Genomic DNA, 23228 nt, shown 5'->3' on the forward strand with positions numbered 1-23228 from the left:
GATGGGCCGCGGCGTACTGGATGCCCCGCTTTCGCGGAGCATGACAGCGGTGGAAATAGCTAAACCGACGCCGACACGCCGGCAGCGGTCTCACGTGTGACGCTCCCCTCCGCCAAATGCTTTCCTGCGATATATCCAAACACCAGCACCGGCCCCAGCGTGACCCCCGGCGCCGGATAATTCCCGTTCATGATCGAGCCCATGTCATTGCCGCAGGCGTAGAGGCCCGCAATCGGCGCTCCGTCCGCGCGCAGCACGCGGGCCTGCGCATCGACCTTCATACCAATCGCGGTGCCGAGATCAGCCGGATGGATGCGCATCGCGAAGAACGGCGCGCGGACGATCGGCGCAACGCAGGGATTGGGCTTGTGGCTGATATCGCCGAGATGGCGCTGGTAGATAGTGCTGCCGCGGCCGAATTCGCCATCGCGCCCCTCGTTCGCGCCTTCGTTGTAGCTCGCGATCGTCGCCGCCAGCACCCGCGGTTTGATGCCGATCTTCGCCGCGAGTCCCGCGATATCAGGCGCCTCGACCAGCTCGCCGCTCGCCACATAGCGCCGATAGCTTCGCGTGAACGGCTTGATCCGGCCGAGGCCGTAAGCCCACAGGAACCGGCGGTCGCAGATCAAATAGAACGGCCGGTCCGGATCGCCATCGCCATGACGGAGCATGGCGAGCACGAACTCGTGGTGGGACAGCGCCTCGTTGACGAAACGCCGGCCCACTGCGTTGATCGCGATCACGCCGGGCTTGGCGCGGTCGGTCACGGTATGCGGGAAAACGCCGCGACTTCCGTCCCTGCGTCGGAATAGCGATGCCGGCACCCAATAGGCCGGGCTGGACGCGTCCGTGTTGAGCGCGGCACCGGCCGTGGCTCCGAGGCGAAGTCCATCGCCCGTCGCCGAGGTGCTGGCCGCCGAGATAAAACCGGCGCCAGCCGGGAAGAAGCGTTTGCGCAAGCTCGCATCGTGCGAAAAGCCGCCGGTCGCCAGCACCACGCCGCGGCGCGCTGCGATCGGCCGGTCGCGGGAGCCATGACGGATCACCACGCCGCTGACGCGTTCGCCCTGCATCAAGAGGTCTTCGACGTCGACGCTGAAGAAAACTTCAACCTGCCGCGCCAGCAGCGAAGCATAGAGTTGCGCGGCAAGTGCGTTGCCGAGATGCAGCGACGTGCCACGCGGGCTGCGCAGCCGCTGCAGCGCATATCGAGAGACCAGCCGCGCCACACGCATGGTCGAGCGCAGCGATTTTCCAACGCTGCGCAGGTGCGGAACGTCGACAGGATCGACCATCATCCCGCCGAACAGCGTGAACTCCGGCAGCGGCGGCCGCAATCGCGCAAGAGCCTCGCCCAGCCGCGCGCCATCGAAACCGACCGGCTCCAGCACGCGGCCGCCAGCCGTTGCGCCCAGCCGCTCCGGATAACAATCCGGACAGGCCTTCACCGGCTGAAGGCGAACTTCCGTGTTGGCTTCGAGATAGGCGATCGCCTCGGGCCCGCGCGCGAGGAAGGCGGCGCGCAGGCCGGCATTGGCGGGCTCGGGCACCGTGCTCGACAGATATTGGACCGCATCCGTGACGCTGTCGGAGAGCCCGGCCTCCTTCATCCTGGCATTGGCGGGGATCCAGACCATGCCATCAGACCAGGCGGTGGTGCCGCCGACGAACGCGGTCTTCTCGATCACCAGCACGCGCTGGCCTTGCGCAGCGGCCACGGCCGCCGCCGTCATCCCGCCGGCACCAGCGCCGATGACAATGACGTCGTAGGTCTCATACGCCGGCATCATGCGGCGAGTGTCCAAATGCGAGGCATGACACCGTCATACCTCGCCTCGCCCCTTCGGCGCTAGCGCCGCGGCTTGCGCTCGATCGGGTCGATATCGATCGCCCGCAGGCGGCCGAGCCGCAGCACGTCCATGGCCAGGCGCCTGCCGATCCGGTCACGATCGAGCACGCGGATCAAATCGTCGACGCCGTTGATCTCGACGCCGTCGAGCCTGATCACGACGTCGCCGGGCAGCAGGCCCGCCTTCGCCGCCGGACCATCCGGCTCGATCTGCGCGAGCAGCGCGCCCATCTTGTTTTCGATGCCGGCCAGCACCGCATGCCGCCTCGGCACCGGCGCGGTCTGTCCGGCGACGCCGATATAGGCGCGGCGGACATAGCCGTGACGGATGATCTCCGACAGCACGAATTGCGCGGTGTTGCTGGCGACCGCGAAGCAGATGCCTTGGGCGCCGTTGATGATGGCGGTGTTGATGCCGATCACCTCGGCATTCGACGACAGCAGCGGGCCGCCGGAATTGCCGGGGTTGAGCGCGGCATCGGTCTGGATCACGTCCTCGATGGTGCGCCCGCTGACCGAGCGGATCGAGCGGCCGAGTGCCGAGACCACGCCGGCAGTCACGGTCGATTCGAAACCGAGCGGATTGCCGATCGCGATCACGAGCTGGCCGCGGCGCAGCGTCTTGGAATTGCCGAGCGCGGCATAGGGCAAGTCACGCACGCCATTGGCACGCAAGAGCGCGAGGTCGGTGTCGGGATCGACACCGAGCACCTGGGCTTCGCCGACATGGCCCTCGACGTCGCGCAGCCGGATCTCCTTCGACGTGCCGACCACGTGGCTGTTGGTGAGGACGAGGCCATCAGGCGAGATCACGATGCCCGAGCCGAGTCCGCCGCGCTCACAGCCGTTCGGCACTTTTGGTCCGGTCTCGACGCGCACGACCGCAGGACCGACCCGATCGGTCACATCGATCACGGCATTGGAATAGGCGTCCAGCAGCGCCCGGTCGTCGACCGGGGCAGAGGCCGCCGACGGTGCGTCATCGACGATATCTGAGGTGAAATCCAGCATGGCAAGAGTCCTTGAAGGCTCACACAGATGGTAGCCTTTGCCCGGCCGCGCAAGGTGCCAGCCGGGCGCGCAGGGCTGGACTGCCCGGATGGCTAGGGCGCCCGCCTGAGCGTACCGGCCCTCGCCTTCACCGGGTCGAGCAGCGACCAGTCCCCATCCGGAAGCACATGGCCCTTCGGGAATGGCGCCCGCAGTTCGATCCCCAGCGAACCCAGCACGCGGTCGTCGCGGTAGTAGCATTGCAGCACGACGCGGACGAGCGTCGCGGCGGCGACGCCGCCGTGTTTGCGAAACTCCTGCGCCACCGCATCGCGCCTGGTGGCATCGAGCTCGGCCAGCGGCGCTCCTGCCAGCCGCGCCAGATCATCCAGCGCGGCCACGACCAATTTGGTATCGCGGCCAAGCGTTGCGAGCATATCTGCCTGGATCGCGGGGTCGTCGGCGCCGGGCACCTTGTACTCGTCGCTCGCGGGAACGATCATCGCGGCGATGCTGCGGAGGTCGTCGCGTTGGGCGCGCGTGAGATTGTCTGCGGACATGGCGGCCTCAGTCGAACAAATTGGCGAGGCGCTGCTTCATCTGGTCGGCGATGTAGAGCGCGAGGGCCTGGATGGTGGAGGTCGGGTTCACGCCGCCGGACGTGACGAAGATGCTGCCGTCGACGATGAAGAGGTTCTTCACGTCGTGCGTGCGGCCCCATTCGTTGACGACGGATTTTTCGGGGTCGGTGCCCATGCGCGCGGTGCCGAGCAGGTGCCAACCGCCCCAGGGGATCGGCGAGTTGATGCAGATATCGGTGGCGCCCGCGGTCTCCAAAACCTCCCGGCCGCGCGCCAGCGCATGCTCCATCATCTTCCGGCTGTTCTCGCTGATGGTGTAGTCGATCTTCGGCGCGGGAATGCCGTGACTGTCTTTCAGGACGGGATCGAGCGTGACGCGATTATGCTCCTCCGGCAGGTCCTCACAGATCGCGGAGAATCCGAGCCGATGGCCGTTCAGCTTGCGGAAGACGCGGTGATGATCCTCGCCCCAGGGCAGAATGCCCTTTTGCTCGCTGACGACAGCCTCGAACACCGGTCCGGCCCCGCGCACGAACTGAACGCCATAGCCGCGCACGAAGCCGCGCGAGGGGTCCGTGTCATACCACTCCTTGCTCCACAGGCAGGTCGGCGGCGCGCGGTTGCTATCGGTCGGTTCTTTTACATAGCCGTAGATCTGTGCGTAGGGATGGAACATCAAATTCTTGCCGACGAGGCCCGACGAATTGGCAAGGCCGTTCGGAAAGCGCGAGGACGCCGAATTCAGCAATAGCCGTGGCGTGCCGACGCCGTTGCAGGCGATGATGACGACATGCGCGGGCTGGAACTGCTCGATGCCGTCCTTGTCGTAATAGACCACGCCCGAAGCCATACCGCTCTCGTCGGTGGTGATCTCGCGCACCCGGCAATGCGTGCGCAGCTCGACGCCGGCGCGGATCGCCTGCGGCCAATAGGTGATGTCGGTGGAGGATTTCGCGCCTTGCGCGCAGGCCGGCGTGCAATGGCCGAGATTGATGCAGCGCGCCCGGCCCTCATAGTCCATCGTCGCGACCGTCGTATCCGACGGCCACCAGTGCCAGCCGAGCTTGTTCATGGCCTTGCCGATGATGGCGCCGGACAATCCGAGCGGCTGTTGCGGCATCGGCGGATGCGTCAGCGGCGACAGCGGATCGCCCGATAGTCCCGACGTGCCCATGATCCGATCGTTCTCCTCGAAGAACGGGGTCAGCGTGTCGTAATCGATCGGCCAGTCGTCGGCGACGCCGTCGAGCGTCCTCACCTTGAAATCGGAGGGATGCAGCCGCGGCCAGTGCGCGGTGTACATCACCGTGGAGCCGCCGACCGCATTGTAGTTCACGACCTTGATCGGCGAATTGTCGTCGTTGATCGGATAGTCCTCGGGCCGGCCGCGCACGTTCGGGCTCGACGACCACTCGCCGTAGAACTTGGCCTCCCAATCGCGGCCGGTGCTGGGATATTCCGCCGGGTTCATCCAGCCGCCCTGCTCCAGGCAGAGAATGTGCATCTTGGTCTCGGCCAGCGACCACGCCACCGCCGCGCCCGAAGCGCCGGCGCCGATGATCAGGACGTCCACGGGGTCTTTCATCGCAACCTTTTCCTCCCGCCCTCGCCGCTTCCCGGGCGATTCGGCCTGCACAGTCCGCAAGGCCTGCGAACGATAGGGTCAGAGCAGGCGGGGAGTAAAGCCGCGGGGCCGGAATGTCGCACTTCGCAGGGTGCAGACCATTGGTATCGCCACATCCGGATGCTAGGAACAGGCGCACGAGCAATCGATAGCGAGACCGTATGTCCTTCCGAAATGTCTTTGCCGCCGCCCGCGCTTTTGCGCTCGTTTTGTTTTTCGCCTTGTCCGGAGTCCTGGCGTCTTCCGAGCCGGCTTCCGCGCTGACCGCCGCCGCGACAGTCCGCGACGGCAACTCCATCCAGCTTGGCGACGTCACCTACCGGCTCGACGGCGTCGACGCGCCCGAGCTGGACCAGGTCTGCATCGACGACCACGCCGATTCCTGGACCTGCGGCATCGAGGCTCGTGACCAGCTGGCGAAGCTGATCAACAAGCGCTCCGTGCGCTGTGACGATGTCGGGCCGGAGAAGAGCTTTGGCAAACGGCACCGCGCGATCTGCACGGCCGAGGGCGACAAGGCCAGCTTGAACGAACAGCTGGTCAAGCTCGGCTTTGCCGTCGCGCGGGAGCCGATCAAGGCGAACGTCAAGCCGGCCGTGGCCGAGGCCAAGTCAGCCGCCGCCGGGATCTGGAAGGGCTGTTTTGTTGCACCGCAAGACTTTCGCGCGGGCAAGAAGGACGGCGCACTGCTGGGCGCCGCCTGCCGCCCGGACCGCGACAAGGAAATTCGAGCCGTGCTGTTCCCGGAGGAGCTGACGATGCCGCCGAGTTGCAGCATCAAGGGAAAGCTCGCGGTGCGCGCACGCGTCACCGGCAATATCGGCATCTATCATTTGCGGGGTTGCCCGAGCTACCCGGCGACCACCAAGCCGGACCGTTGGTTCTGCTCGGAGGACGACGCCCAGGCCGCCGGCTTCCGCAAGGCCTACAATTGCCGCCGGCCGAAGTGAATAATTCCCTCACGCATCCGTGAGTAGTACTCCATGACCGTATTGATCCGGAATTGAACTCCTTCGCGAGTTGCTGCACTCATAAAGATACGCAAGCGCTTGCGCGGGCGTTTCCTTGGCAGAAATCCGGCTCCGGCCTGATTGCCTTGCTTGGGCGTTTCCTCCCTAGACTTGGGCCGCTTGTCACAACAAGCGGCTCTTCTTTTTTGGGCGGTCCTTTCACTGCATCCGCATGATCTGGTCCATCGGCGGCATGTTCGCATTCAGATGCGCCATGATCCAGACCGTGCCGCCCACCACCAGGAAGACCACCAGCAGGCCGAAGGCCAGCGCCAGCACGTTGTTGGTGTTGTCGGGGCCGGTCGTGATGTGCAGGAAGAACACCAGATGCACCCCCATCTGCGCGATCGCCAGCACGATCAACGCAACCGGGATGGATGGCTGCCAGACCAGATCGGTGCCGGCGATGAAGAACGACGTCGCCGTGAGCAGCAGCGCCAGGACAAGGCCGACGACGTAGCCGAGAATGCGGGTGCCGACACTGTGTTGCTCTTCCTCGCCCGGCGCGAGGTCGTGGTCGGTCCGCGCGTGGCTCTGATCGCTCATGCGGCACTCCCAAGCAAATAGACGACGGAGAACACCCCGACCCAGACGATGTCGAGCGCATGCCAGAACAGCGCAAAGCACATCATCCGGCGCAGAACGTCGGCGCGAAAGCCTTTCGCGAACACCTGGGCCATCATGGTGAGGAGCCACAGCACGCCGGCCGAGACATGCAGGCCGTGGCAGCCGACCAGCGAGAAAAACGCGGTCAGGAACGCGCTGCGCGACGGGCCATAGCCGCGCGCGACGAGGTCGGCGAATTCGCGGAATTCGATCGCCAGGAATATGAGTCCCAACAGACAAGTCACGGCCATGCCGAGATAGAACCAGAACCGGTTGCGCACATCGGCCGCAATGCTGGCCATGCCGCAGGTGAAGCTCGATAGAAGCAGGCAGACCGTCTCGATCGCGACATTCCGCTGCTCGAAGATTTCCGAGCCCTTCGGGCCGCCGGCCGTCTGGCCAGACAGCACCGCATAGGCCGCGAAGAAGCAGGAGAACATCACGATGTCGGAGAGCAGGAAGATCCAGAAGCCGTAGGCGGTCACGATCCGCTTCGAAGCGGGTCCGGGATGCTCGACGACGAGCCCGATGTGATGGGGATCGGCATGCGCGTGGCCGGCGGTCGCAGTCATCGCCATCAGACTGCCCCCGCCATGCTGATGAGGCCGCGTCGCTCCTCGAGATTGATGCGGTCGATCGCGGCGACCTCCTCCGCCGGAATGACGTATTCGTCATGGTCGCGCCAGGCGAACACGACGAAGGTCGCGAACGCGCCGAGGCCGCCCAAAATCACCATCCACCAAATGTGCCAGATCAGTGCAAAGCCCATGATGGTGGCAAAGAACGCGCAGACGAAACCGGTGGGAGAATTCCGGGGCATCTCGATGTCCTGATATTCCGGCCTGTCGCGTTCGAGCGATTGCTGCTGGGCATGGACTTTCATGTCCCAATAGGCGTCCTCGCCGCGTACATCGGGATTGAAGGCGAAGTTGAACACCGGCGGCGGCGACGAGGTCGCCCATTCCAGCGAGCGGCCGTCCCAGGGATCGCCGGTGCGGTCGCGCAGCGCCTCGCGGTTGCGGATGCTGACCACGAGTTGCACGATCTGGCAGATCACCCCGATCGTCAGCACGGCCATGCCAATTGCTGCAACGATCATCCAGGGCCTCCACGCCGCGACGTCATAGTGCTGCATGCGCCGGGTCATGCCGAGCATGCCGGCAATGTAGAGCGGGATGAAGGTGATGAAGAAGCCGAGGAAGGTGAACCAGAACGCCAGCTTGCCCCAGCGTTCGTCGAGGCGGAAGCCAAACGCCTTCGGAAACCAGTATTCGAAGCCGGCGAAGGCGCCGAACAGCACGCCGCCGATGATGACGTTGTGGAAGTGCGCCACCAGGAACATGCTGTTGTGAAGCATGAAGTCAGCCGGTGGCACCGCGAGCAGGACGCCCGTCAATCCACCGACGATGAATGTCACCATGAAGCCGACCGCCCACAGCATCGGCGTCGCGAAGCGGATGCGGCCGCCATACATCGTGAACAGCCAGTTGTAGATCTTCACGCCCGTGGGCACCGCGATGATCATGCTGGCGATGCCGAAGATCGCATTGACGTCGGGCCCTGCCCCCATCGTGAAGAAATGATGCAGCCAGACCATGAAGGAGATGACGCAGATCGCCATGGTCGCGAGCACCATCGAGCGATAGCCGAACAGCCCCTTGCCGGAGAAGGTCGAGACCACCTCGGAGAAGATGCCGAACGCCGGCAGCACCAGGATGTAGACCTCCGGATGTCCCCAGGCCCAGATCAGGTTCATGAACATCATCACGTTGCCGCCGGCTTCGTTGGTGAAGAAGTGGAAACCGAGGTAACGGTCGAGCAGCAGCATCGCGAGCGTGGCGGTGAGGATCGGGAAGGCCGCGACGATGAGAAGGTTCGAGGCCAGCGTGGTCCAGCAGAACATCGGCATGCGCAGATAATTCATGCCCCTGGTGCGCAGCTTCAGCACCGTGGTGACAAGGTTGATGCCGGCGACCAGCGTGCCGACGCCGGATATCTGCAGCGACCAGGCGTAATAGTCGACGCCGACGCCCGGCGAATAGGACAGTTCCGACAGCGGCGGAAAGGCGAGCCAGCCGGTGCGCGCGAACTCGCCGATCACGAGCGAGAGATTGACCAGCAGCGCACCGGTCGCGGTCAGCCAGAACCCGACCGAGTTGAGCGTCGGGAAAGCGACGTCGCGGACGCCGAGCTGCAGCGGCACGATCAGGTTCATCAGCCCGATCACGAACGGCATCGCCACGAAGAAGATCATGATGGTGCCGTGCGCCGAGAAGATCTGGTTGTGGTGCTCCGGCGGCAGGTAGCCCTGCGACTGGTAGGCGACGGCCTGCTGGATCCGCATCATGATGGCGTCGCTGCCACCGCGCAGCAGCATCACCGAGGCCAGCAGAATGTACATGACGCCGATGCGCTTGTGATCGACGCTGGTGATCCATTCGCTCCAGAGATAGGGCAGATGCCCCTTCACCACGACCCAGGTCAGCACGCCCAGGATCGCGACCAGCACCACTGCACCCGCGACCAGCGGAATGGGCTGATCGAACGGAATGGCCGACCAATCGAGCTTACCGAGCATCATGGCCTCCACTGTGCGGACGGCCTGCATCGGAGAGCAGCTCCGGCCCCGGTCCCGGCGGAATGTGCTGGGTCGCGATCAGATCGAACAGGCGGGGATCTTCCAGGCGATAGATCGGCCTGCCCTTCTCGACGCCCTGCTGCATCAGCTTCTTGTAGCTGTCCTCATTCAGCACGGCATCGGTCTTCGCCGTGGCCGCCACCCACTCCGGAAAGGCGAGCGGCGAGACCACGTTGACGTCGAACATCATGTCGGGAAAGCCGTCGCCGGAGAAATGCGCGGACAACCCCTGCAGCTTGCCTTCGTTGTCGGCGCGCAGGTTCAGCTTCGTCACCATGCCGTTCATGGTGTAGATCATGCTGCCGAGCTGCGGGATGAAGAACGTGTTCATCACGCTCGACGACGTCAGCTGAAAGTTCAGTTCGGCGCCGGCCGGCACGGTCAGCGTGTTGACGGTGGCGATGCGCTGGTCCGGATAGATGAACAGCCATTTCCAGTCGAGCGAGACCGCTTGGATCCGCACCGGGCTTCCGGTCCCCGGCACCGGTGCTGCGGGATCGAGCTGATGCGAGCCGATCCAGGCGACGCCACCGAGCAGGATGACGGTGAGCGCAGGGATCGCCCACACCACCATCTCGACCCGGCCGGAATAAACGAAGTCAGGCTGGTAGCGCGCTTTTGGATTCGAGGCGCGAAACCAGAACGCAAAGCCGAGAATCGCGAAAATGGTCGGCACCACGATCACGAGCATGATGAAGACGGAATCGACCAGAATGGTGCTGTTGGCCGCAGCCACGGGCCCTTGTGGGTCGAGCAGATTCATCGGCAAGCCACTGGCGGTTGGGAAGCCCCGGGACACAGCCTAGCGCGGGAAAGGCTCCGCAACAAACGCTGCGAGGTCAGAACGGTTCCTGAACCGCGAGGGCCAGCCATGCGCGTTGGGCCGGCGCAACATGCAATTCCATGCGATGTCAATGACATGAACGCAAAAGCCGCACCCTTCTCTCCGGTCGGGGCGATTGCTAATCTGCACGAAAATAGCGAGAAGTCCGGGATCAGGGAGTGAACCGAGATGCGCTTGAAGGACAAGGTCGCCATCGTCGTCGGAGCCGGGCAAAGTCCCGGCGAAGGCATGGGCAACGGCCGCGCCACCGCGCTGACCTTTGCGCGCGAGGGCGCAAAGGTCTTGTGCGTCGATCATCATCTGGAATCGGCGCAGGAAACGGTGGCAATGATCACCGCGAAACATGGCACCGCCGCGGCCTTCAAGGCCGACGTCACGAAGTCGGCCGACATCAAGGCGATGGTTGAGGACGCGCAGTCGCGCTGGGGCCGGATCGACGTGCTGCACAACAATGTCGGCGTCAGCCTGTCCGGCGGCGATGCCGAGCTGCTGCAACTGACCGAGGAAGCGTTCGACCGTGTCGTCGCCATCAATCTGAAGAGCTGCATCCTGGCGGCAAAAGAAGTGATCCCGATCATGCGCGCGCAAGGCAGCGGCGCCATCATCAACATCTCCTCGATGGCGGCGATCACGAATTATCCCTATGTCGCCTACAAGGCGACGAAGTCGGCGATGATCGCCTTCACCGAACAGCTCGCCTACCAGAACGCCGGATACGGCATCCGCGCCAACGTCATCCTGCCCGGCCTGATGAACACGCCGATGGCCGTCGACACCCGCGCCCGCGAATGGCACAAGACCCGCGCCGAGGTCGAAGCCGAACGCGACAGCAAGGTGCCGCTGCGCAAGAAAATGGGCACCGGATGGGACGTCGCCAACGCGGCGCTGTTTTTGGCGTCGGATGAGGCGAACTTCATTACGGGCGTGACGCTGCCGGTGGATGGTGGGGCGAGCGTGAGACGGGGGTAGGTCAGGCGAGCGCCTTTCTTACCCTCCCCTGGAGGGGTGCACCGTCAGGGCGGCGCGTGCGTGACCCGCCAGATCGTGCCGTTGCCGTCCTCCGACACCAGCAGCGATCCATCCTTCGCCAAGGCCACTCCCACCGGCCTGCCCCACACCTCCGTGTCGCTGACGACAAAACCCGTGACGAAATCCTCGTACTCGCCCGTCGGCTTGCCGTCCTTGATCCGGATGCGGATCACCTTATAGCCGGTGCGCTTCGACCGGTTCCAGGAGCCATGCTCGGCCGCGAAGGCGTCGCTCTGATACTCGGGCGGAAACTGCGTGCCCTGATAGAAGGCCAAGCCGAGCGAGGCCGAGTGCGGCTGCACCAGCACATCGGGGATTGTCACCTTGTCCTTGATATCAGGCCGCGCACCGGCATGGCGTGGGTCCTCATTGCCGCCAATATAGAACCAGGGCCAGCCGTAGAATGCGCCTTCCTTCACGCTGGTCACGTAATCAGGAACGAGATCGTCGCCGAGGCCGTCGCGCTCGTTGGTCGAGCACCAGGGCAGACCGGTCTGCGGCTGGATCGCAAGGCCGACGCAATTGCGGATGCCAGTGGCGTAGATCTTCCGCTCCTTGCCATCGGGATTGAAAGCCAGCACCGCCGCGCGTTCGGTCTCGCTGGCCCAGGCTGCGCCGAGCGGTTGCGTTTTCGCCCACGCCTCCATCCCGCCCGGCGGCGTGCCCATGCCTTCCGCAACGTTGCTGAGCGAGCCGACGGAGACCAGCATACGCTTGTTGTCGGGCGTGAAGACGATGTCGCGGGTGGAATGACCGCCGTCATGCGGCAGGCTCGGCACGATCGTCTCGGCCTTGCCGCGCGCCTTGAGATCGCCGGCCTGATAGGGAAAGCGGACGACGCTGTCGGTGTTGGCGACATAGACCCATTGCGGATTGTCACCGTTCGGGAAGAAGGCGATGCCGAACGGCTGCCTCAGTCCGCTGGCAAACACCTCGTTGGTCGCGAGCTTGTTGCCCTCCCCGGCACGAAGCACGCGTATGGTGCTGGCCCGCGTCTCCGCGACAAAGACGTCGCCGTTCGGCGCCACCCGCACGATGCGCGGCGCGCGCAGGCCTTCGGCGAACAGCTCGATCTTGAAGCCCGCCGGCACCTGGAGCGCAGCCTCCGGCGGACGCGGCACCACGCGCGACGAGCTCGCAATCGACCGCGTCGCGCCGGGCCTGACCAGATCCTGCGGCCGGATCAGCCTGACCGTGCCCGGCTTGTCAGCCTTCCAATCGCCATAAGCGTCCTTGCCCTGCAACACCGGCTCGGCCTGCGCACCGGTAGCAATCAGTAGCCCCGCGGATATCGCGACGGACAAAATTCTGCTCTTCAAATTGTCCTCCCGGCCTGCGATCTCGAACATCGATACCACCGCGACAGGTCGAAGCTCTGCCGCATCCCACGTCAACCGATGCCCGCACGATGTGCATCAGCTGCGCCCATCGTACTGGAAAACACCGCAGATAGGTGCGACACATTGTAAGGGCGGGGGTTGCGGTCATCAAAGCTGCGGCATCGCTGTCGCAATTGACGGGATGATCATGTGGGGATCCATCATATCGGAATGGGCGAGCCTGCTGCTGCGCTGGCTCCACGTCGTGGCGGCGATCGCCTGGATTGGCAGCTCCTTCTATTTCATCGCCCTCGACCTCAGCCTCAGGCCCAAGGGCAACCGAACGAGTGACCTGCCCGACGGCGTCCAGGGCGAAGCCTGGCAGGTCCATGGCGGCGGCTTCTACCGGATCATGAAATATCTGGTCGCTCCAAACCAAATGCCGGACGAGCTGACCTGGTTCAAATGGGAGGCCTACACCACCTGGCTGTCCGGCTTCGCGCTGATGGTGGTGGTGTATTATCTCGAGGCCGATCTGTTCCTGGTCGACAAGTCGATCCTCGACCTCACGCCGTTCCAGGCCGGCCTGTTCAGCCTCGCAAGCCTGGCACTGGCGTGGCTGCTCTATGAAGCCGCCTGCCGTACCGGCCTTGCCCAGCGCGAGCTGCCCTTCGCCATCGGCGGCTATCTGTTCCTGGTCGCGCTGACCTATGCCTTCACCCATGTGCTGAGCGGCCGTGGCGCCTTCAACCAGATCGGCGCGATCATCGGCACCATCATGGTCGCCAACGTCTTCGCGCTGATCATCCCAAACCAGAAGAAGATCGTGGCCAGCCTGATCGCGGGACAGACGCCGGATCCGAAGCTCGGCAAGGCCAGCAAGGAGCGCTCGGTCCACAACAACTACCTGACCCTGCCGGTGGTCGTGCTGATGATCAGCAACCACTATCCCCTGCTCTACGCGACAAAATTCAACTGGATCATCGTCGCGATCATTCTGGGGCTGGGGCCGGTGATCCGTCACTTCTTCAACGAGCGTCACGCGGGGCGGAAATCGCCATGGTGGGTGTGGGGCGTCGCGGCAATCGGCGTGATTGCGATCCTCTTCCTTTCCGCCGCAGGACCGCGCGAGGTCAAGTCCGGCGCACTGCCGACACAGCCGACCCTTGCCGCTGTCGAGGAGATCGTGACGTCCCGTTGCAGCATGTGCCACGCCGCCGAGCCGGTCTGGGCCGGCATCGTGACCGCACCGAAGGGCATCCTGCTCGATGCGCCCGAGCACATCCAGCGCAACATTCGCCTGATCGGCCGCGTCGCCGCCTGGTCCAATGCAATGCCGCCGGGCAACATCACCGAGATGACCAACGAGGAGCGCGCCATCCTCGCCGCCTATATCGAGCAGGCCCGCTGAGGCCGTCATGCGTCGATAACGCGTTTCGCGGAATGAAATTCCGCATCTCCCACTGAATTGAAAATGACTTGACCGCTTATCCGGCGTAGACAGGGACGGCGGCCGCTGGTGCGGTCCAACTCAGTTTGCATTCGGGGATAAGAACAGTGGCCCTCAAAAACGTCATCGGTATCGACCACGCCGTGGTCATGGTGAAGGATCTCGACAAGGCCGCCGAGAACTATCGCCAGCTCGGCTTCACCATCTCCCCGCGCGGCACCCACAGCGCGCATATGGGCACCGGCAACTACACCATCATGTTCGACCCCGACTATATGGAGCTGCTCGGCGTGCTGGTGGCGACCGAGCACAATGCGCCGGCCCGCACATTCGTCGAGCGGCACGGCGAGGGTATCGAGCGCATCGCCTTCACCGCGGTCGACAGCGCCGCCGGCGCGGAGGAGATTCGCGCGCGCGGCCTGACGCCGATCGGCCCCACTGATTTCGAACGCCCTGTCACGCTGCCCGATGGTACGATCTCGGCGGCGAAATTCCGCACCTTCATGTGGCCGACCGCGGAGGCGCCGGGCGGCGTGCGCATCTTCGCCTGCCAGCACAAGACCCGCGAGACCGTGTGGATCCCCGAGCTGATGAAGCACGCCAATGCGGCCAGGCGGATCAAGCAGACGCTGATCGCAACGCCGGAGCCGGCGAAGGATGCCGCCCATCTCGGCCGGCTGATCGACCGCGAGCCGAAGGCCGAGGCCGACGGCGCCGTGACCGTGCCCTCCGGCGGCGAGCGCGCCGATTTCGTCTATCTGACGCTGGACCAGCTCGGAAAGCGCTATCCCGGCGTCCCGCTCGCGGGCCTCTCCGAGCGCGGCGGCGCGGCGCTGGTGCTGGTCAGCGGCGATCTCGCGGCAACCGAGAAGGCGCTGGGGTCGGCCGCCGTGCGGAGCGGGGCTGCGCTCTGTGTGCCGCCAGCCAAGGCCAACGGCACCCTGCTCGCCTTCATTGCCGCCTGATTTGAACTAGTTCTTCAACGCGTGTTTACCCGGCGGCTCTAGGATTCCCTGCAATCCAAGCCACCGGGGCCCGACGCATGTTCAAAGAGGGATCGCCGATCGCCTATGACGCGCCGGCCGAACTGAAGAAGTGGCCGTCGCTGAAGGGCGAGAGGCAGAAGGACCGAGGTCCGCCCTATCTCATCTACAACGGCACGCTCGCCGACTGCGTCCGCCAGCTCATGGGCAAGCCGATCAAGGGCATCTCGCTCTACGACATCATGACGAAGCCGCAAGCGGCCTTCGATCAGACCGTGCTGTCGCCGGGCGATGCCGCCGAGATGGCGATGCGCAAGGATTTCCCCAAGGACTAAGCAAGGACTAATTCGCAGCGCGCCTGCCGGCCGTATTGCCCTTCTGCTTCGAGGAAGATTCCGTCGGCGCATCGAGGAAGACGACGGGCGTACCGCGCTTGGTGTTGTCGCCGAGCGTGCGGGCGTCCCAATTGGTCAGCCTGACGCAGCCGTGGGACGCCGACTTGCTGACCCTGTCGGGCTCCGCCGTCCCGTGGATGCCATAGCCCTGCGCCGACAGCCCGATCCAGTACGATCCCACCGGATTGTTCGGGCCCGGCTTGATGTCGAATGGCTCCCTGGATTTAACGCTCTTGAACTTGTACTCGGGATTGTAGTGGTAGGTCGGCTTCTCGTTGGTGCTCGTGACCTTGAGTGTGCCGCTCGGCGTCGGACGATCCGGGCTACCGATTGAAGCTGGGTAGAACGCGAGCAGAGCACCACTCCCGTCGAACGCTTTGAGCGTCCCCTGTTTCTTGTCGACCTCGAGACGTGCAATGCGCGGCAGCTCCTTTCGCGCGGAGACATTCGCAACGACGATCGTCTCGTCGGCCTTGTCAAAGGATTTTCCCGGATTGAGCGCCTTGAGCAGATCCGCGCTCATGTGGAATTTCTCGGCGAGCCCCTCGAGCGCGCTGGTGTAGCTCAGCGCCTTCAGCGACCTCATCTGATCGAGCCTGGCCGGCAGCTCCTTCAGGAAGGGCCCTTTTACATCGGCCTCCTCGATCTTGTAGTCCACGACGATGGACCCCTCGCTCGCTGCCGTCAGCTTGTCCCAGAGTTCGGGCGCAATTGCCTTGTCGGATGCGATACCGTTCTGCTCGGCGAATGCCTTCAGCGCCTTCTGCGCGTTCTCGCCGAGCTTGCCGTCGATCTCGCCGGGCGAGAATTGCGCACGATCGAGCAGGACCTGAAGCTTCACCACCGATGCGTTGAGCTTGTCGGTGGCCGGCTGTTTTGCGGGCCGCGCGGCATCATTCACCGCTTTCGCATCGAGATTGCCCGCGAGCACCGGGCAGACGAACCACAGCGACATCACCGCGCCAAGCATCCATCGCATCATGATCGCTCGTCCAATTCGCAAAATAGAGGTCCGCGAAACCGCGGGAAGTTTCTGTTTGGGAACACCGTAGTAACACCGAAGGAACCGACGAGACCGCAGCTTTGCCGCAATCGAACGGTTAAGAACTCCTTATCGCCGGCGCACCGCTGGCCGTTCATCACACAGTTCGAGGTTGTCTCCGCAAATGCGATTTGTCATCGCGGCTTGCGCCGCGTTCATGATTCTGATGTGCGACCTCGATCCGTCGGCGTCCCGGCAAACATCAACTTTCGACCGCGCCGTTATTCAGAACAATCAGGCCTCCCCACTTGTTCCAGTGGTCGAACTCTTCCTCGCAAGTGTGCAGGCCATCGAGCTCGCCAACGCGCGTGCCGCCCATGAGCAGGTGATCGAGCCGCCCCGCGCGGACGAGCCAGCCCTACGGGCGCCGGTTTCCCCGACCGAGCGATTTTGCCACGCGCTTCGCGAGGCCGCCGAGGCCAGCGGCATTCCCGTGCCATTCTTTGCCCGCCTGCTCTGGCAGGAGAGCCGCTTCAAGTCCAACGAGGTGAGCCAGGCCGGCGCCCAGGGCGTGGCGCAGTTCATGCCCGGGACGGCCGCCGAAGTCGGGCTCGACGATCCCTTCGATCCCATGCAGGCGCTGCCTGCATCGGCAAAATTCCTGCGCAAGCTTCGCGACGATTTCGGCAATCTCGGCCTCGCCGCGGCTGCGTATAATGCCGGTCCCGGCCGCGTTCAGAAGTGGCTCGCCAAGGAGAGCGAGCTGCCCCGTGAGACGCGCGACTATGTCCGCATCATCACCGGCACCAAGGCTGAGGACTGGACCGAGCGGTCGGAGGCGCTCGCGATCAGGATCGACCTGCCGCGCGAGGCGCCGTGCGAAGGCATCGGCAGCCTCTCCAAGGCGAAGGATGTCGCCTGGGTCCCGGTCAACCTGACACCCTCGGTCGCGACCATCATTCGCAAGGCCGAACAGCTTGCGGCGCGCCTGTCGACAAACCGCGCGCACAAGCGATTCGTATCCCTGCTCCACAAGAACGCCTCGGCCCGTGGCAAGGCGAGGAGCATGATTGCAGTCCGCGCGGCGAAGGGCACCAAGGCTCGCGCCATCCGCATTGCAGCGCGCGAACGTTCGGCGATCTGACGCACAGATCGAGAAGCCGCCCGATTGGCGGCTTCCGACGGCTGCGAACTAGTCGATCTCCTCGATCACGCGTCGTTCGCGAGGCTCGATGACATAAGTCCGGGTATCGCGATGGATGTAGCGGTACTCCCGCAGGTCGGGCGCATCACGGTAGACCGTGCTCGGAAATTCCTCGACCTCGACACTATCAGGGACGCGATCGCCGACATGGATCTCGGTGCGTGCAGTGCTTCCGGTGGTCTGCCGTTCGCTCCGGCCTTCGGGACGAGCTTTCGCATGCTTGCGGATCGCATCGCGATCGCGGTCGGAGAACTTGCTGGCGGTACGCTCGCGGGTGGTTGACGTCGTCGTTGCCGTGGACTGCCCCGAATAGGGTAGCACCGTCACGATCTTGTACGTCGCCGGATCGACCACGACGATTTCATTCTTCACCAGCGCGAAGCTGTAGCCGCGATATTGCGGCACGACCTCGACCACGTCAGGCGGCAGTGTCGACAGATGCACATCGCGCGGCACCACCGTGCCGACATTCAGCGAGAAATTGACGCTGGTCAGCGGCCGAACGTTCAGGCGCGAGATCGAGGTGCTGATCCTGGTCTCCTGCTGGCGGTTCAGATTGACGTTGGTCTGCGCAGCCGCCTGAGAGTTGGTTCCGGACCGCTCGCCCTGCGCCTGATTGCCGGTTGGCGCAGTCGGCGCCTGCTGAGCCTGGTTGGTCCCGGATGCAGCGGGCGCCTGCTGCGCCTGATTGCTATTGGCCGGCGGCGGATTGGACCGATCCTGCGCCTGGTTCGTGTTTGCCGGCGGCGGGTTGGCGCCCTGCTGGGTCGCGGGCTGGTTGCCGGTCGTGTTCGAGCTTGCCGTGCCGCTCTGCGGCCGCGAGGTGTCCGTGCTGTTCGCAGCATTGGACGTGCCCGATCCGGAATTGGCAGCCCCGGAGGACGGCGCGGTGCTCTGCGTCGTCTGCGCCGAAGTTCCTGTCGGCGGTGATTGCTGCGGCTGCGATGTGGTCTGCTGCGTGCCTGCCGTGCCGGATGGCGAGGTCGTCGCTGGCGCCGTGGAATGTGATTGGGATTGCGGCGTCTGCTCAGACTTCGTGGTCATACTGGGCGATTGCGCGAAGGCGGCGTTCGCCAGCACCAGCCCCAATGCGGTGGTTGCCAACAGGCGGATCATGGTTCACTCCCTTTTATCAAATGAACGTTGGCTACTAACCTGCGCTAAAACGGCCGGTTCCACTTTTTCCCGAGACAAAGCGGACCGCTTCTGTACGGAACCTGCGATGCCATCGAAGAGTGCCGGGACCATCGCCTATCGCAAACGCCGGGCGATCGAGATCCTTCTCGTTCATCCCGGCGGTCCGTTCTGGCGCAACAAGGATCTCGGCGCGTGGTCGATCCCCAAGGGCGAGTATGCGGACGAAGAAGATGCGGAGGCCGCCGCGCGACGGGAATTTGCCGAGGAGCTGGGATTCGAGCTGTCCGTGCCGCTGATCGCGCTTGGCCAGGTCAAGCAGCGCGGCGGCAAGCTCGTCACCGCGTTCGCCGCCGAGCTCGATATCGACGTGCACAGCATCCGCAGCAACACGTTCGAGATGGAATGGCCGCCGCGCAGCAGCAAACGGCAAGTCTTCCCGGAGGTCGACCGTGCCGAGTGGTTCACGCTCGAGGAGGCGCGAGAGAAGATCAACGCGGGACAACGCCCGCTGCTCGATCGGCTGGCGCAGCTGACCGGCGGCGAATAGCGATGGAAGCAGGTGCGCTCCCTACTCCGCCTTGATGTCCGCGGCTGCGACGACCTCGGCGAGCTCCTTCGTCTCCTTCGCGATCTTCGCGGCGTACTCGGCCGGGGTCAGCACGCTGACCACGCCCTGCGAGCCGAGCTTCTCCGCGACCGCCGGATCCTTGGCGGCCGCGGCGATCTCCCGATGCAGCGTCTCCAGGATCGGCGCCGGCGTCGACTTCGGCATGAAGAAGCCGACCCAGAACGAGATGTCGAAGCCGGGGAAGCCTGCTTCCGCGACGGTCGGCACATCCGGCAGTGAGGGCAGCCGCTCGGCCGACGACACCGCGAGCGCGCGCAACTTTCCGGCCTCGACCAGCGGCACGGCGGAGAGCGGATCGAACACGGCCAGCACCTCCTGGGCGAGGATGCCAACCTCGGCGGCCGAACCGCCGCGATAGGGCACGTGGATCAGCTTGATGCCGGCCTTCTGGCTGAGCAGCTCCATGGCGAGATGGGCAAGGTTGCCGTTGCCGCCCGAACCGTAAGCCAGCGCGCCGGGTGCCGCCTTCGCCGCGGCGACGAGATCGGCGACGGTCTTGATACTAGCCGTCTTCGGATTCTCCGGATTGACCACGAGCACGAGCGGTGCCGACACGACGGTTGTCAGCGGCGCGAAGTCCTTTTCCGGATCGTAGCGGATATCCCTGAACAGCGTCTTGTTGAGCGTGATGGTGGACGAATTGCAGGCGAGCATGGTGTAGCCGTCGCCGTCCGCACGCGCGACGCCCTCGGCTGCGATCATGCCGTTCGCGCCGGCGCGGTTCTCCACCACGAAGGGCTGCCCGAGTTTGTTGCCCAGGCGATCGCCGATAATGCGCGCGACAACATCGACCGGACCGCCGGCGCTGAAGCCGACCATGACCTTGACCGGCCGCACCGGATATTTCTGCGCCATGGCCTGCGTCGACAGCGCAGAGGCACACAATCCGGCGACGACGGCGAGCAGACGGGCGGTTCGTTGCATTGGTTCTCTCCCCAGACATCAGCAGCGCCGCTTGTGCAGGCTTGTTGGTGCGACGCATCCGAAGAACATGAATAGCGGCCGTCCGGGATTTCGCAATCGCGTTTGCTCGCCGGCATTCCGCCGCGCGGCACGTGCGCATCGCTTGCAAACAAAAAATGCGAAAACAACCCCATGCACAGTAGACGGCCCCTGTCGGAACAAGGACTTACGCCAGGCAGAGTCGTTCGGATTGTACGAAGTCAATTTTGACTCGTCGGGCAAAACAGGGGCATAATGCCATCATCGCGATCCGCGTGAGCAATCGGCCTCCACAGCCATGTGGGCCTCGCTTCGATCGCGAACAAGCCCAGCATCGACAATTTGAATACGCAACCGCCGCACGGCAACCGAGAGGGTCGGCTCGCACCAGAGAGGCCTGCTCGCGCGTGCCGTGGGCTCAAAGGAGACATCGACATGACAACAGCCATGACACGCAACAGCACGACGCCAATCGTCAGGTACGGCAGCAGGCCCACCCCGCGGGTCAAGCTCACCGGACAACGGATCGCAATTCAGCATCCGGACGCGGAGACCGGCGAGCACTTGATGGGCGAGGCGCTCGGTGCCGCCGATCAAGACGCTCTGCATGGCATCCTCAAGCAATTGATGAAAGCCAGCGTGATCCTGCAGAAGCCCGATGAGAATAATCTCGCCTTCATGATCTCGATGGTGAAAAGCATCGCGCCGCGGGATTCCCTCGAGACCATGTTGACGGCGCAGATGGTGTCCGTCCACGTCGCGACCATGCGCTTTGCCTGTCGCCTCGCCTTCGCCGAAGGCATCCCGCAGCAGGAAGGCGTCGCACGCACATTGACCCGGCTGGCCCGCACCTTCGCAGCCCAGATGGAGGCTCTCAACCGCCATCGCGGCAACGGCGAGCGTCCGATTACGGTGCAAAATCTGTCGGTGCAGGACGGCGGCAGCGCGATCGTGGGGAATGTCGCGCAGCATGCCCATCTCAGCGTCGCCGAGCCGGGCACCGCCATCGACGCGGGACCGGTCCCGTCCCGCAACGTCGGCGAACGCGAACACGACCGGGCCGAGGCCATGCAAGGCGCCACCGCATGAGTGCCGGTCACATCCGCAACACGCGCGCGATGGCGGCGAGCCCGCGCTGCGGCGCCGGCACCCGCGGCGGCCTCGCCTGCCGCGCGCCGGCCGTGCGCGGCAAGCTCCGCTGCCGCATGCACGGCGGCGCGCCCGGATCGGGCGCGCGATGGGGAAACCACAACGCGCACAAGCATGGCGCCTTCACAAAGGAGCGGATCGCGGAGCGAAGGGCGATCCGGGAACTGCTCGATGAGGCAGGAAGACTGCTGAGGGAGATGGCGTCGGGCGGCCTGCCAGCGAGGGAGCCAACTGGGTAGTCCAAAAGTGCCGTTCGTGCGCTACTAGCGGTCCACTCGTCGATATCATCTAAAAACGAAGCGGTAGCTCTTCTCGGACAGAGCATCGATACTCGAATAGAATTCGAGCCGAAATTCCGTCAGGTCTTCGCCGTAGCCCACCTCGAATGGAATCGGCGTACTGGAGTTGGCTGGAAAGCGGATCATATAATTGGTTTGCGACCCCTTGCTGAAATCGAAGGCGCCGGTTTGCCAGAACGCCGCCGGCTCCGTCGACGGCAAGGCTTTGTCGGCATCCGCATAAGCGTGAAACGGTTGGCCAAGCCTGTCCGCCATGGCCTCAGGCAAGGCGCTGGACGTGTGGGCTTCGTTCCACTGGGGCACGCTCCCGCTGAACGGACGATCTCTCAACAGAGGTGGCGACATATAATCCGGTTTCGCAGACGTCGATCTTTCGGTGTGCCAACCTCCTCCGCGACTCATCTTGATCTTGTCCCGAGTTCGCCTCGCGAACGTTCGGTAGGACTTGATCAAGACGTATGCGGGGGCAGCGTCGCTGGACGCTGGCGGAAACAGGTAGAACTGGATTATTCCGGTGAAGCGTCCGTCGTGATCAAGACGGCTGCACCCTTCTTCGACAGAAGCGGGCCCAAAGCTCGATCTCAGAGCCAGGATATTGGCCCGAACGTGGCTCAAGGCAGCAACCGGCGTCGGACGCGAGCAAGCGTCCTGGGCCACCGCAGTCCCGGCGATCGCGCAGAGCGCAGAACTTACTGCGAAACGGACGAGAGTATTCACGAGCCGGCACCCACACTGACGGGTCGAGCTGCGGCGGAGCCGGCTGCCGGATCAGGGCTATCCGGCTTCGGAACACCACCGGGCGGCGTTTGTTGGTCGAGCGCTGCGACGGAAATCTGCGTGACGAGATAAGTCCATAGGATGGGAAGCACGATCGCCACCGCGCGAATAACAGCTTGCGGAATCGTGTCTTTGAAGAACGCTTCGAACTCCACATTGGCGATCGAGATTGCGAAAACTGCGAATGAAGCAGTGAGAAAAAACGTGTGGAACACCGACTTTGCCTTGGTCACGAACCAGAAATAGAACGGACAAAGGCAAAGCACGGCGACAAAAGTCCAGAAGACATACGGAGCTGCCTTGTCGTTGGCTTGAGCCACTAGCGCGACTTTTGCGCTGAGGAACGCGGCGGTCACGTCGCCGGGCAAGAGCTTTGCAAGCCGGTCTTGCGGCGTATCGCCGCTCTTGGGTGCTTCAGGTGGCGGATTTGGCACAGATGGTCTCCCGGTACGCCTAGAGAAGAGCAATGGGAAGCTTGGAGTTGATCGCGTCCTTCAGGGTCTGAATCACGCTGTCGATGAACTTTTGCACCTCGTACAGCACCACTTGAGAGCTGAACGCAAAGCCCTGAATCAGCAACAGCCTGGCCGTTTGGGCATGGGCCTCGCCATCGGTAACAGACATATCTCCGGATGCGACCGCCTCTGCTATGTCGACCAGACTTTGGGCATACGCCTTCGTATACAAAGGTGCGCCGCTCTTTATCTTGTCCCAGGTTTCTCCACCGCGTAGCGACGCGGCATCCAATATCTGCTGGATGATCGAATTGACGTCGGTTGCCATATTGCTCCC

General features: G+C 64.1%; 24 protein-coding genes. 9 read left to right on the forward strand and 15 right to left on the reverse strand.

Features of this window, described 5'->3' with window-relative positions:
- Nucleotides 1-59: 59 nt before the first annotated feature.
- From RAD04_RS03290 to RAD04_RS03305, 4 genes are all read right to left on the reverse strand, one after another.
- Nucleotides 60-1790, reverse strand: a complete 1731-nt coding sequence (locus tag RAD04_RS03290; RefSeq protein ID WP_461622608.1) for an FAD-dependent oxidoreductase — start codon at nucleotides 1788-1790, stop codon at nucleotides 60-62.
- 59 nt (nucleotides 1791-1849) lie between these two features.
- Nucleotides 1850-2860 carry a S1C family serine protease gene (locus RAD04_RS03295; protein WP_461622609.1) on the reverse strand — a complete coding sequence of 337 codons (1011 nt, stop codon included), beginning with the start codon at nucleotides 2858-2860 and terminating at the stop codon, nucleotides 1850-1852.
- A gap of 92 nt (nucleotides 2861-2952) precedes the next feature.
- Entirely contained in the window at nucleotides 2953-3399 is a 447-nt protein-coding gene (locus RAD04_RS03300; RefSeq protein WP_461622610.1) for a hypothetical protein, read from the reverse strand.
- 7 nt (nucleotides 3400-3406) lie between these two features.
- The gene (locus RAD04_RS03305) at nucleotides 3407-5005 is read right to left on the reverse strand and encodes a GMC family oxidoreductase (RefSeq protein WP_461622611.1); all 1599 of its coding nucleotides are present in this window, start codon (nucleotides 5003-5005) and stop codon (nucleotides 3407-3409) included.
- A gap of 200 nt (nucleotides 5006-5205) precedes the next feature.
- Between RAD04_RS03305 and RAD04_RS03310 the strand changes: the two genes are divergently transcribed.
- Entirely contained in the window at nucleotides 5206-5994 is a 789-nt protein-coding gene (locus RAD04_RS03310; RefSeq protein WP_179735506.1) for a thermonuclease family protein, read from the forward strand.
- Nucleotides 5995-6213: 219 nt separating this feature from the next.
- Here the strand turns inward: RAD04_RS03310 and cyoD are convergent, their stop codons facing one another.
- Genes cyoD through RAD04_RS03330 form a run of 4 tightly spaced genes read right to left on the reverse strand, consistent with a single transcriptional unit; the run spans nucleotide 6214 to nucleotide 10061 of the window.
- Nucleotides 6214-6600: a cytochrome o ubiquinol oxidase subunit IV gene (gene cyoD / locus RAD04_RS03315; RefSeq protein ID WP_461622612.1), complete on the reverse strand. Its 387-nt coding sequence runs from the start codon at nucleotides 6598-6600 to the stop codon at nucleotides 6214-6216.
- On the reverse strand, nucleotides 6597-7238 hold the full coding sequence (locus tag RAD04_RS03320) for a cytochrome (ubi)quinol oxidase subunit III (protein ID WP_461622613.1): 642 nt from the start codon (nucleotides 7236-7238) through the stop codon (nucleotides 6597-6599). The genes cyoD and RAD04_RS03320 overlap by 4 nt, the downstream gene beginning before the upstream one ends.
- Nucleotides 7238-9238, reverse strand: a complete 2001-nt coding sequence (gene cyoB / locus RAD04_RS03325; protein WP_461622706.1) for a cytochrome o ubiquinol oxidase subunit I — start codon at nucleotides 9236-9238, stop codon at nucleotides 7238-7240. The genes RAD04_RS03320 and cyoB overlap by 1 nt, the downstream gene beginning before the upstream one ends.
- Nucleotides 9228-10061, reverse strand: coding sequence for a cytochrome ubiquinol oxidase subunit II family protein (locus tag RAD04_RS03330; protein ID WP_179735500.1), 834 nt, complete (start codon nucleotides 10059-10061; stop codon nucleotides 9228-9230). The genes cyoB and RAD04_RS03330 overlap by 11 nt, the downstream gene beginning before the upstream one ends.
- Before the next feature lie 249 nt (nucleotides 10062-10310).
- Here RAD04_RS03330 and RAD04_RS03335 point away from each other — a divergent pair, with 249 nt between their 5' ends.
- Nucleotides 10311-11111, forward strand: coding sequence for an SDR family NAD(P)-dependent oxidoreductase (locus tag RAD04_RS03335; protein WP_461622614.1), 801 nt, complete (start codon nucleotides 10311-10313; stop codon nucleotides 11109-11111).
- Nucleotides 11112-11155: 44 nt separating this feature from the next.
- Here RAD04_RS03335 and RAD04_RS03340 read toward each other — a convergent pair whose 3' ends face one another.
- Nucleotides 11156-12520 carry a PQQ-dependent sugar dehydrogenase gene (locus RAD04_RS03340; RefSeq protein WP_461622615.1) on the reverse strand — a complete coding sequence of 455 codons (1365 nt, stop codon included), beginning with the start codon at nucleotides 12518-12520 and terminating at the stop codon, nucleotides 11156-11158.
- 178 nt (nucleotides 12521-12698) lie between these two features.
- Here RAD04_RS03340 and RAD04_RS03345 point away from each other — a divergent pair, with 178 nt between their 5' ends.
- The 3 genes from RAD04_RS03345 to RAD04_RS03355 all read left to right on the forward strand — a co-directional run bounded on the left by RAD04_RS03345 (nucleotide 12699) and on the right by RAD04_RS03355 (nucleotide 15258).
- The gene (locus tag RAD04_RS03345; protein WP_461622616.1) at nucleotides 12699-13901 is read left to right on the forward strand and encodes a urate hydroxylase PuuD; all 1203 of its coding nucleotides are present in this window, start codon (nucleotides 12699-12701) and stop codon (nucleotides 13899-13901) included.
- A 146-nt stretch (nucleotides 13902-14047) separates the two neighbouring features.
- Nucleotides 14048-14905, forward strand: a complete 858-nt coding sequence (locus tag RAD04_RS03350) for a VOC family protein (RefSeq protein ID WP_461622617.1) — start codon at nucleotides 14048-14050, stop codon at nucleotides 14903-14905.
- Between the two features lie 77 nt (nucleotides 14906-14982).
- Nucleotides 14983-15258, forward strand: coding sequence for a hypothetical protein (locus RAD04_RS03355; RefSeq protein WP_461622618.1), 276 nt, complete (start codon nucleotides 14983-14985; stop codon nucleotides 15256-15258).
- A gap of 7 nt (nucleotides 15259-15265) precedes the next feature.
- Here the strand turns inward: RAD04_RS03355 and RAD04_RS03360 are convergent, their stop codons facing one another.
- Entirely contained in the window at nucleotides 15266-16300 is a 1035-nt protein-coding gene (locus RAD04_RS03360) for a L,D-transpeptidase family protein (RefSeq protein WP_461622619.1), read from the reverse strand.
- Nucleotides 16301-16484: 184 nt separating this feature from the next.
- Here RAD04_RS03360 and RAD04_RS03365 point away from each other — a divergent pair, with 184 nt between their 5' ends.
- Complete coding sequence (locus tag RAD04_RS03365; RefSeq protein ID WP_461622620.1) at nucleotides 16485-17444, forward strand: lytic transglycosylase domain-containing protein; 960 nt, start codon at nucleotides 16485-16487, stop codon at nucleotides 17442-17444.
- A gap of 48 nt (nucleotides 17445-17492) precedes the next feature.
- Here RAD04_RS03365 and RAD04_RS03370 read toward each other — a convergent pair whose 3' ends face one another.
- The gene (locus tag RAD04_RS03370) at nucleotides 17493-18620 is read right to left on the reverse strand and encodes a DUF1236 domain-containing protein (protein WP_461622621.1); all 1128 of its coding nucleotides are present in this window, start codon (nucleotides 18618-18620) and stop codon (nucleotides 17493-17495) included.
- Between the two features lie 106 nt (nucleotides 18621-18726).
- On the opposite strand from RAD04_RS03370, the gene RAD04_RS03375 reads away from it, so the two are divergent.
- Nucleotides 18727-19188 (forward strand): NUDIX domain-containing protein, encoded by a 462-nt coding sequence (locus RAD04_RS03375; RefSeq protein ID WP_461622622.1) that lies wholly within the window; start codon nucleotides 18727-18729, stop codon nucleotides 19186-19188.
- A 21-nt stretch (nucleotides 19189-19209) separates the two neighbouring features.
- Here the strand turns inward: RAD04_RS03375 and RAD04_RS03380 are convergent, their stop codons facing one another.
- The gene (locus tag RAD04_RS03380; protein WP_461622623.1) at nucleotides 19210-20193 is read right to left on the reverse strand and encodes a Bug family tripartite tricarboxylate transporter substrate binding protein; all 984 of its coding nucleotides are present in this window, start codon (nucleotides 20191-20193) and stop codon (nucleotides 19210-19212) included.
- Nucleotides 20194-20646: 453 nt separating this feature from the next.
- Here RAD04_RS03380 and RAD04_RS03385 point away from each other — a divergent pair, with 453 nt between their 5' ends.
- Both RAD04_RS03385 and RAD04_RS03390 read left to right on the forward strand, forming a co-directional pair.
- Nucleotides 20647-21300, forward strand: coding sequence for a hypothetical protein (locus RAD04_RS03385; RefSeq protein ID WP_461622707.1), 654 nt, complete (start codon nucleotides 20647-20649; stop codon nucleotides 21298-21300).
- Entirely contained in the window at nucleotides 21297-21599 is a 303-nt protein-coding gene (locus RAD04_RS03390; RefSeq protein ID WP_461622624.1) for an HGGxSTG domain-containing protein, read from the forward strand. Before RAD04_RS03385 ends, RAD04_RS03390 begins: the two co-directional genes overlap by 4 nt.
- Before the next feature lie 45 nt (nucleotides 21600-21644).
- Here the strand turns inward: RAD04_RS03390 and RAD04_RS03395 are convergent, their stop codons facing one another.
- The 3 genes from RAD04_RS03395 to RAD04_RS03405 all read right to left on the reverse strand — a co-directional run bounded on the left by RAD04_RS03395 (nucleotide 21645) and on the right by RAD04_RS03405 (nucleotide 23219).
- Entirely contained in the window at nucleotides 21645-21926 is a 282-nt protein-coding gene (locus RAD04_RS03395) for a hypothetical protein (RefSeq protein ID WP_461622625.1), read from the reverse strand.
- Nucleotides 21927-22372: 446 nt separating this feature from the next.
- Entirely contained in the window at nucleotides 22373-22870 is a 498-nt protein-coding gene (locus tag RAD04_RS03400; RefSeq protein WP_461622626.1) for a hypothetical protein, read from the reverse strand.
- 19 nt (nucleotides 22871-22889) lie between these two features.
- Nucleotides 22890-23219, reverse strand: a complete 330-nt coding sequence (locus RAD04_RS03405; RefSeq protein ID WP_461622627.1) for a hypothetical protein — start codon at nucleotides 23217-23219, stop codon at nucleotides 22890-22892.
- Between the last annotated feature and the right edge of the window lie 9 nt (nucleotides 23220-23228).

The sequence above is a fragment of the Bradyrhizobium sp. 25ACV genome (assembly GCF_054863005.1).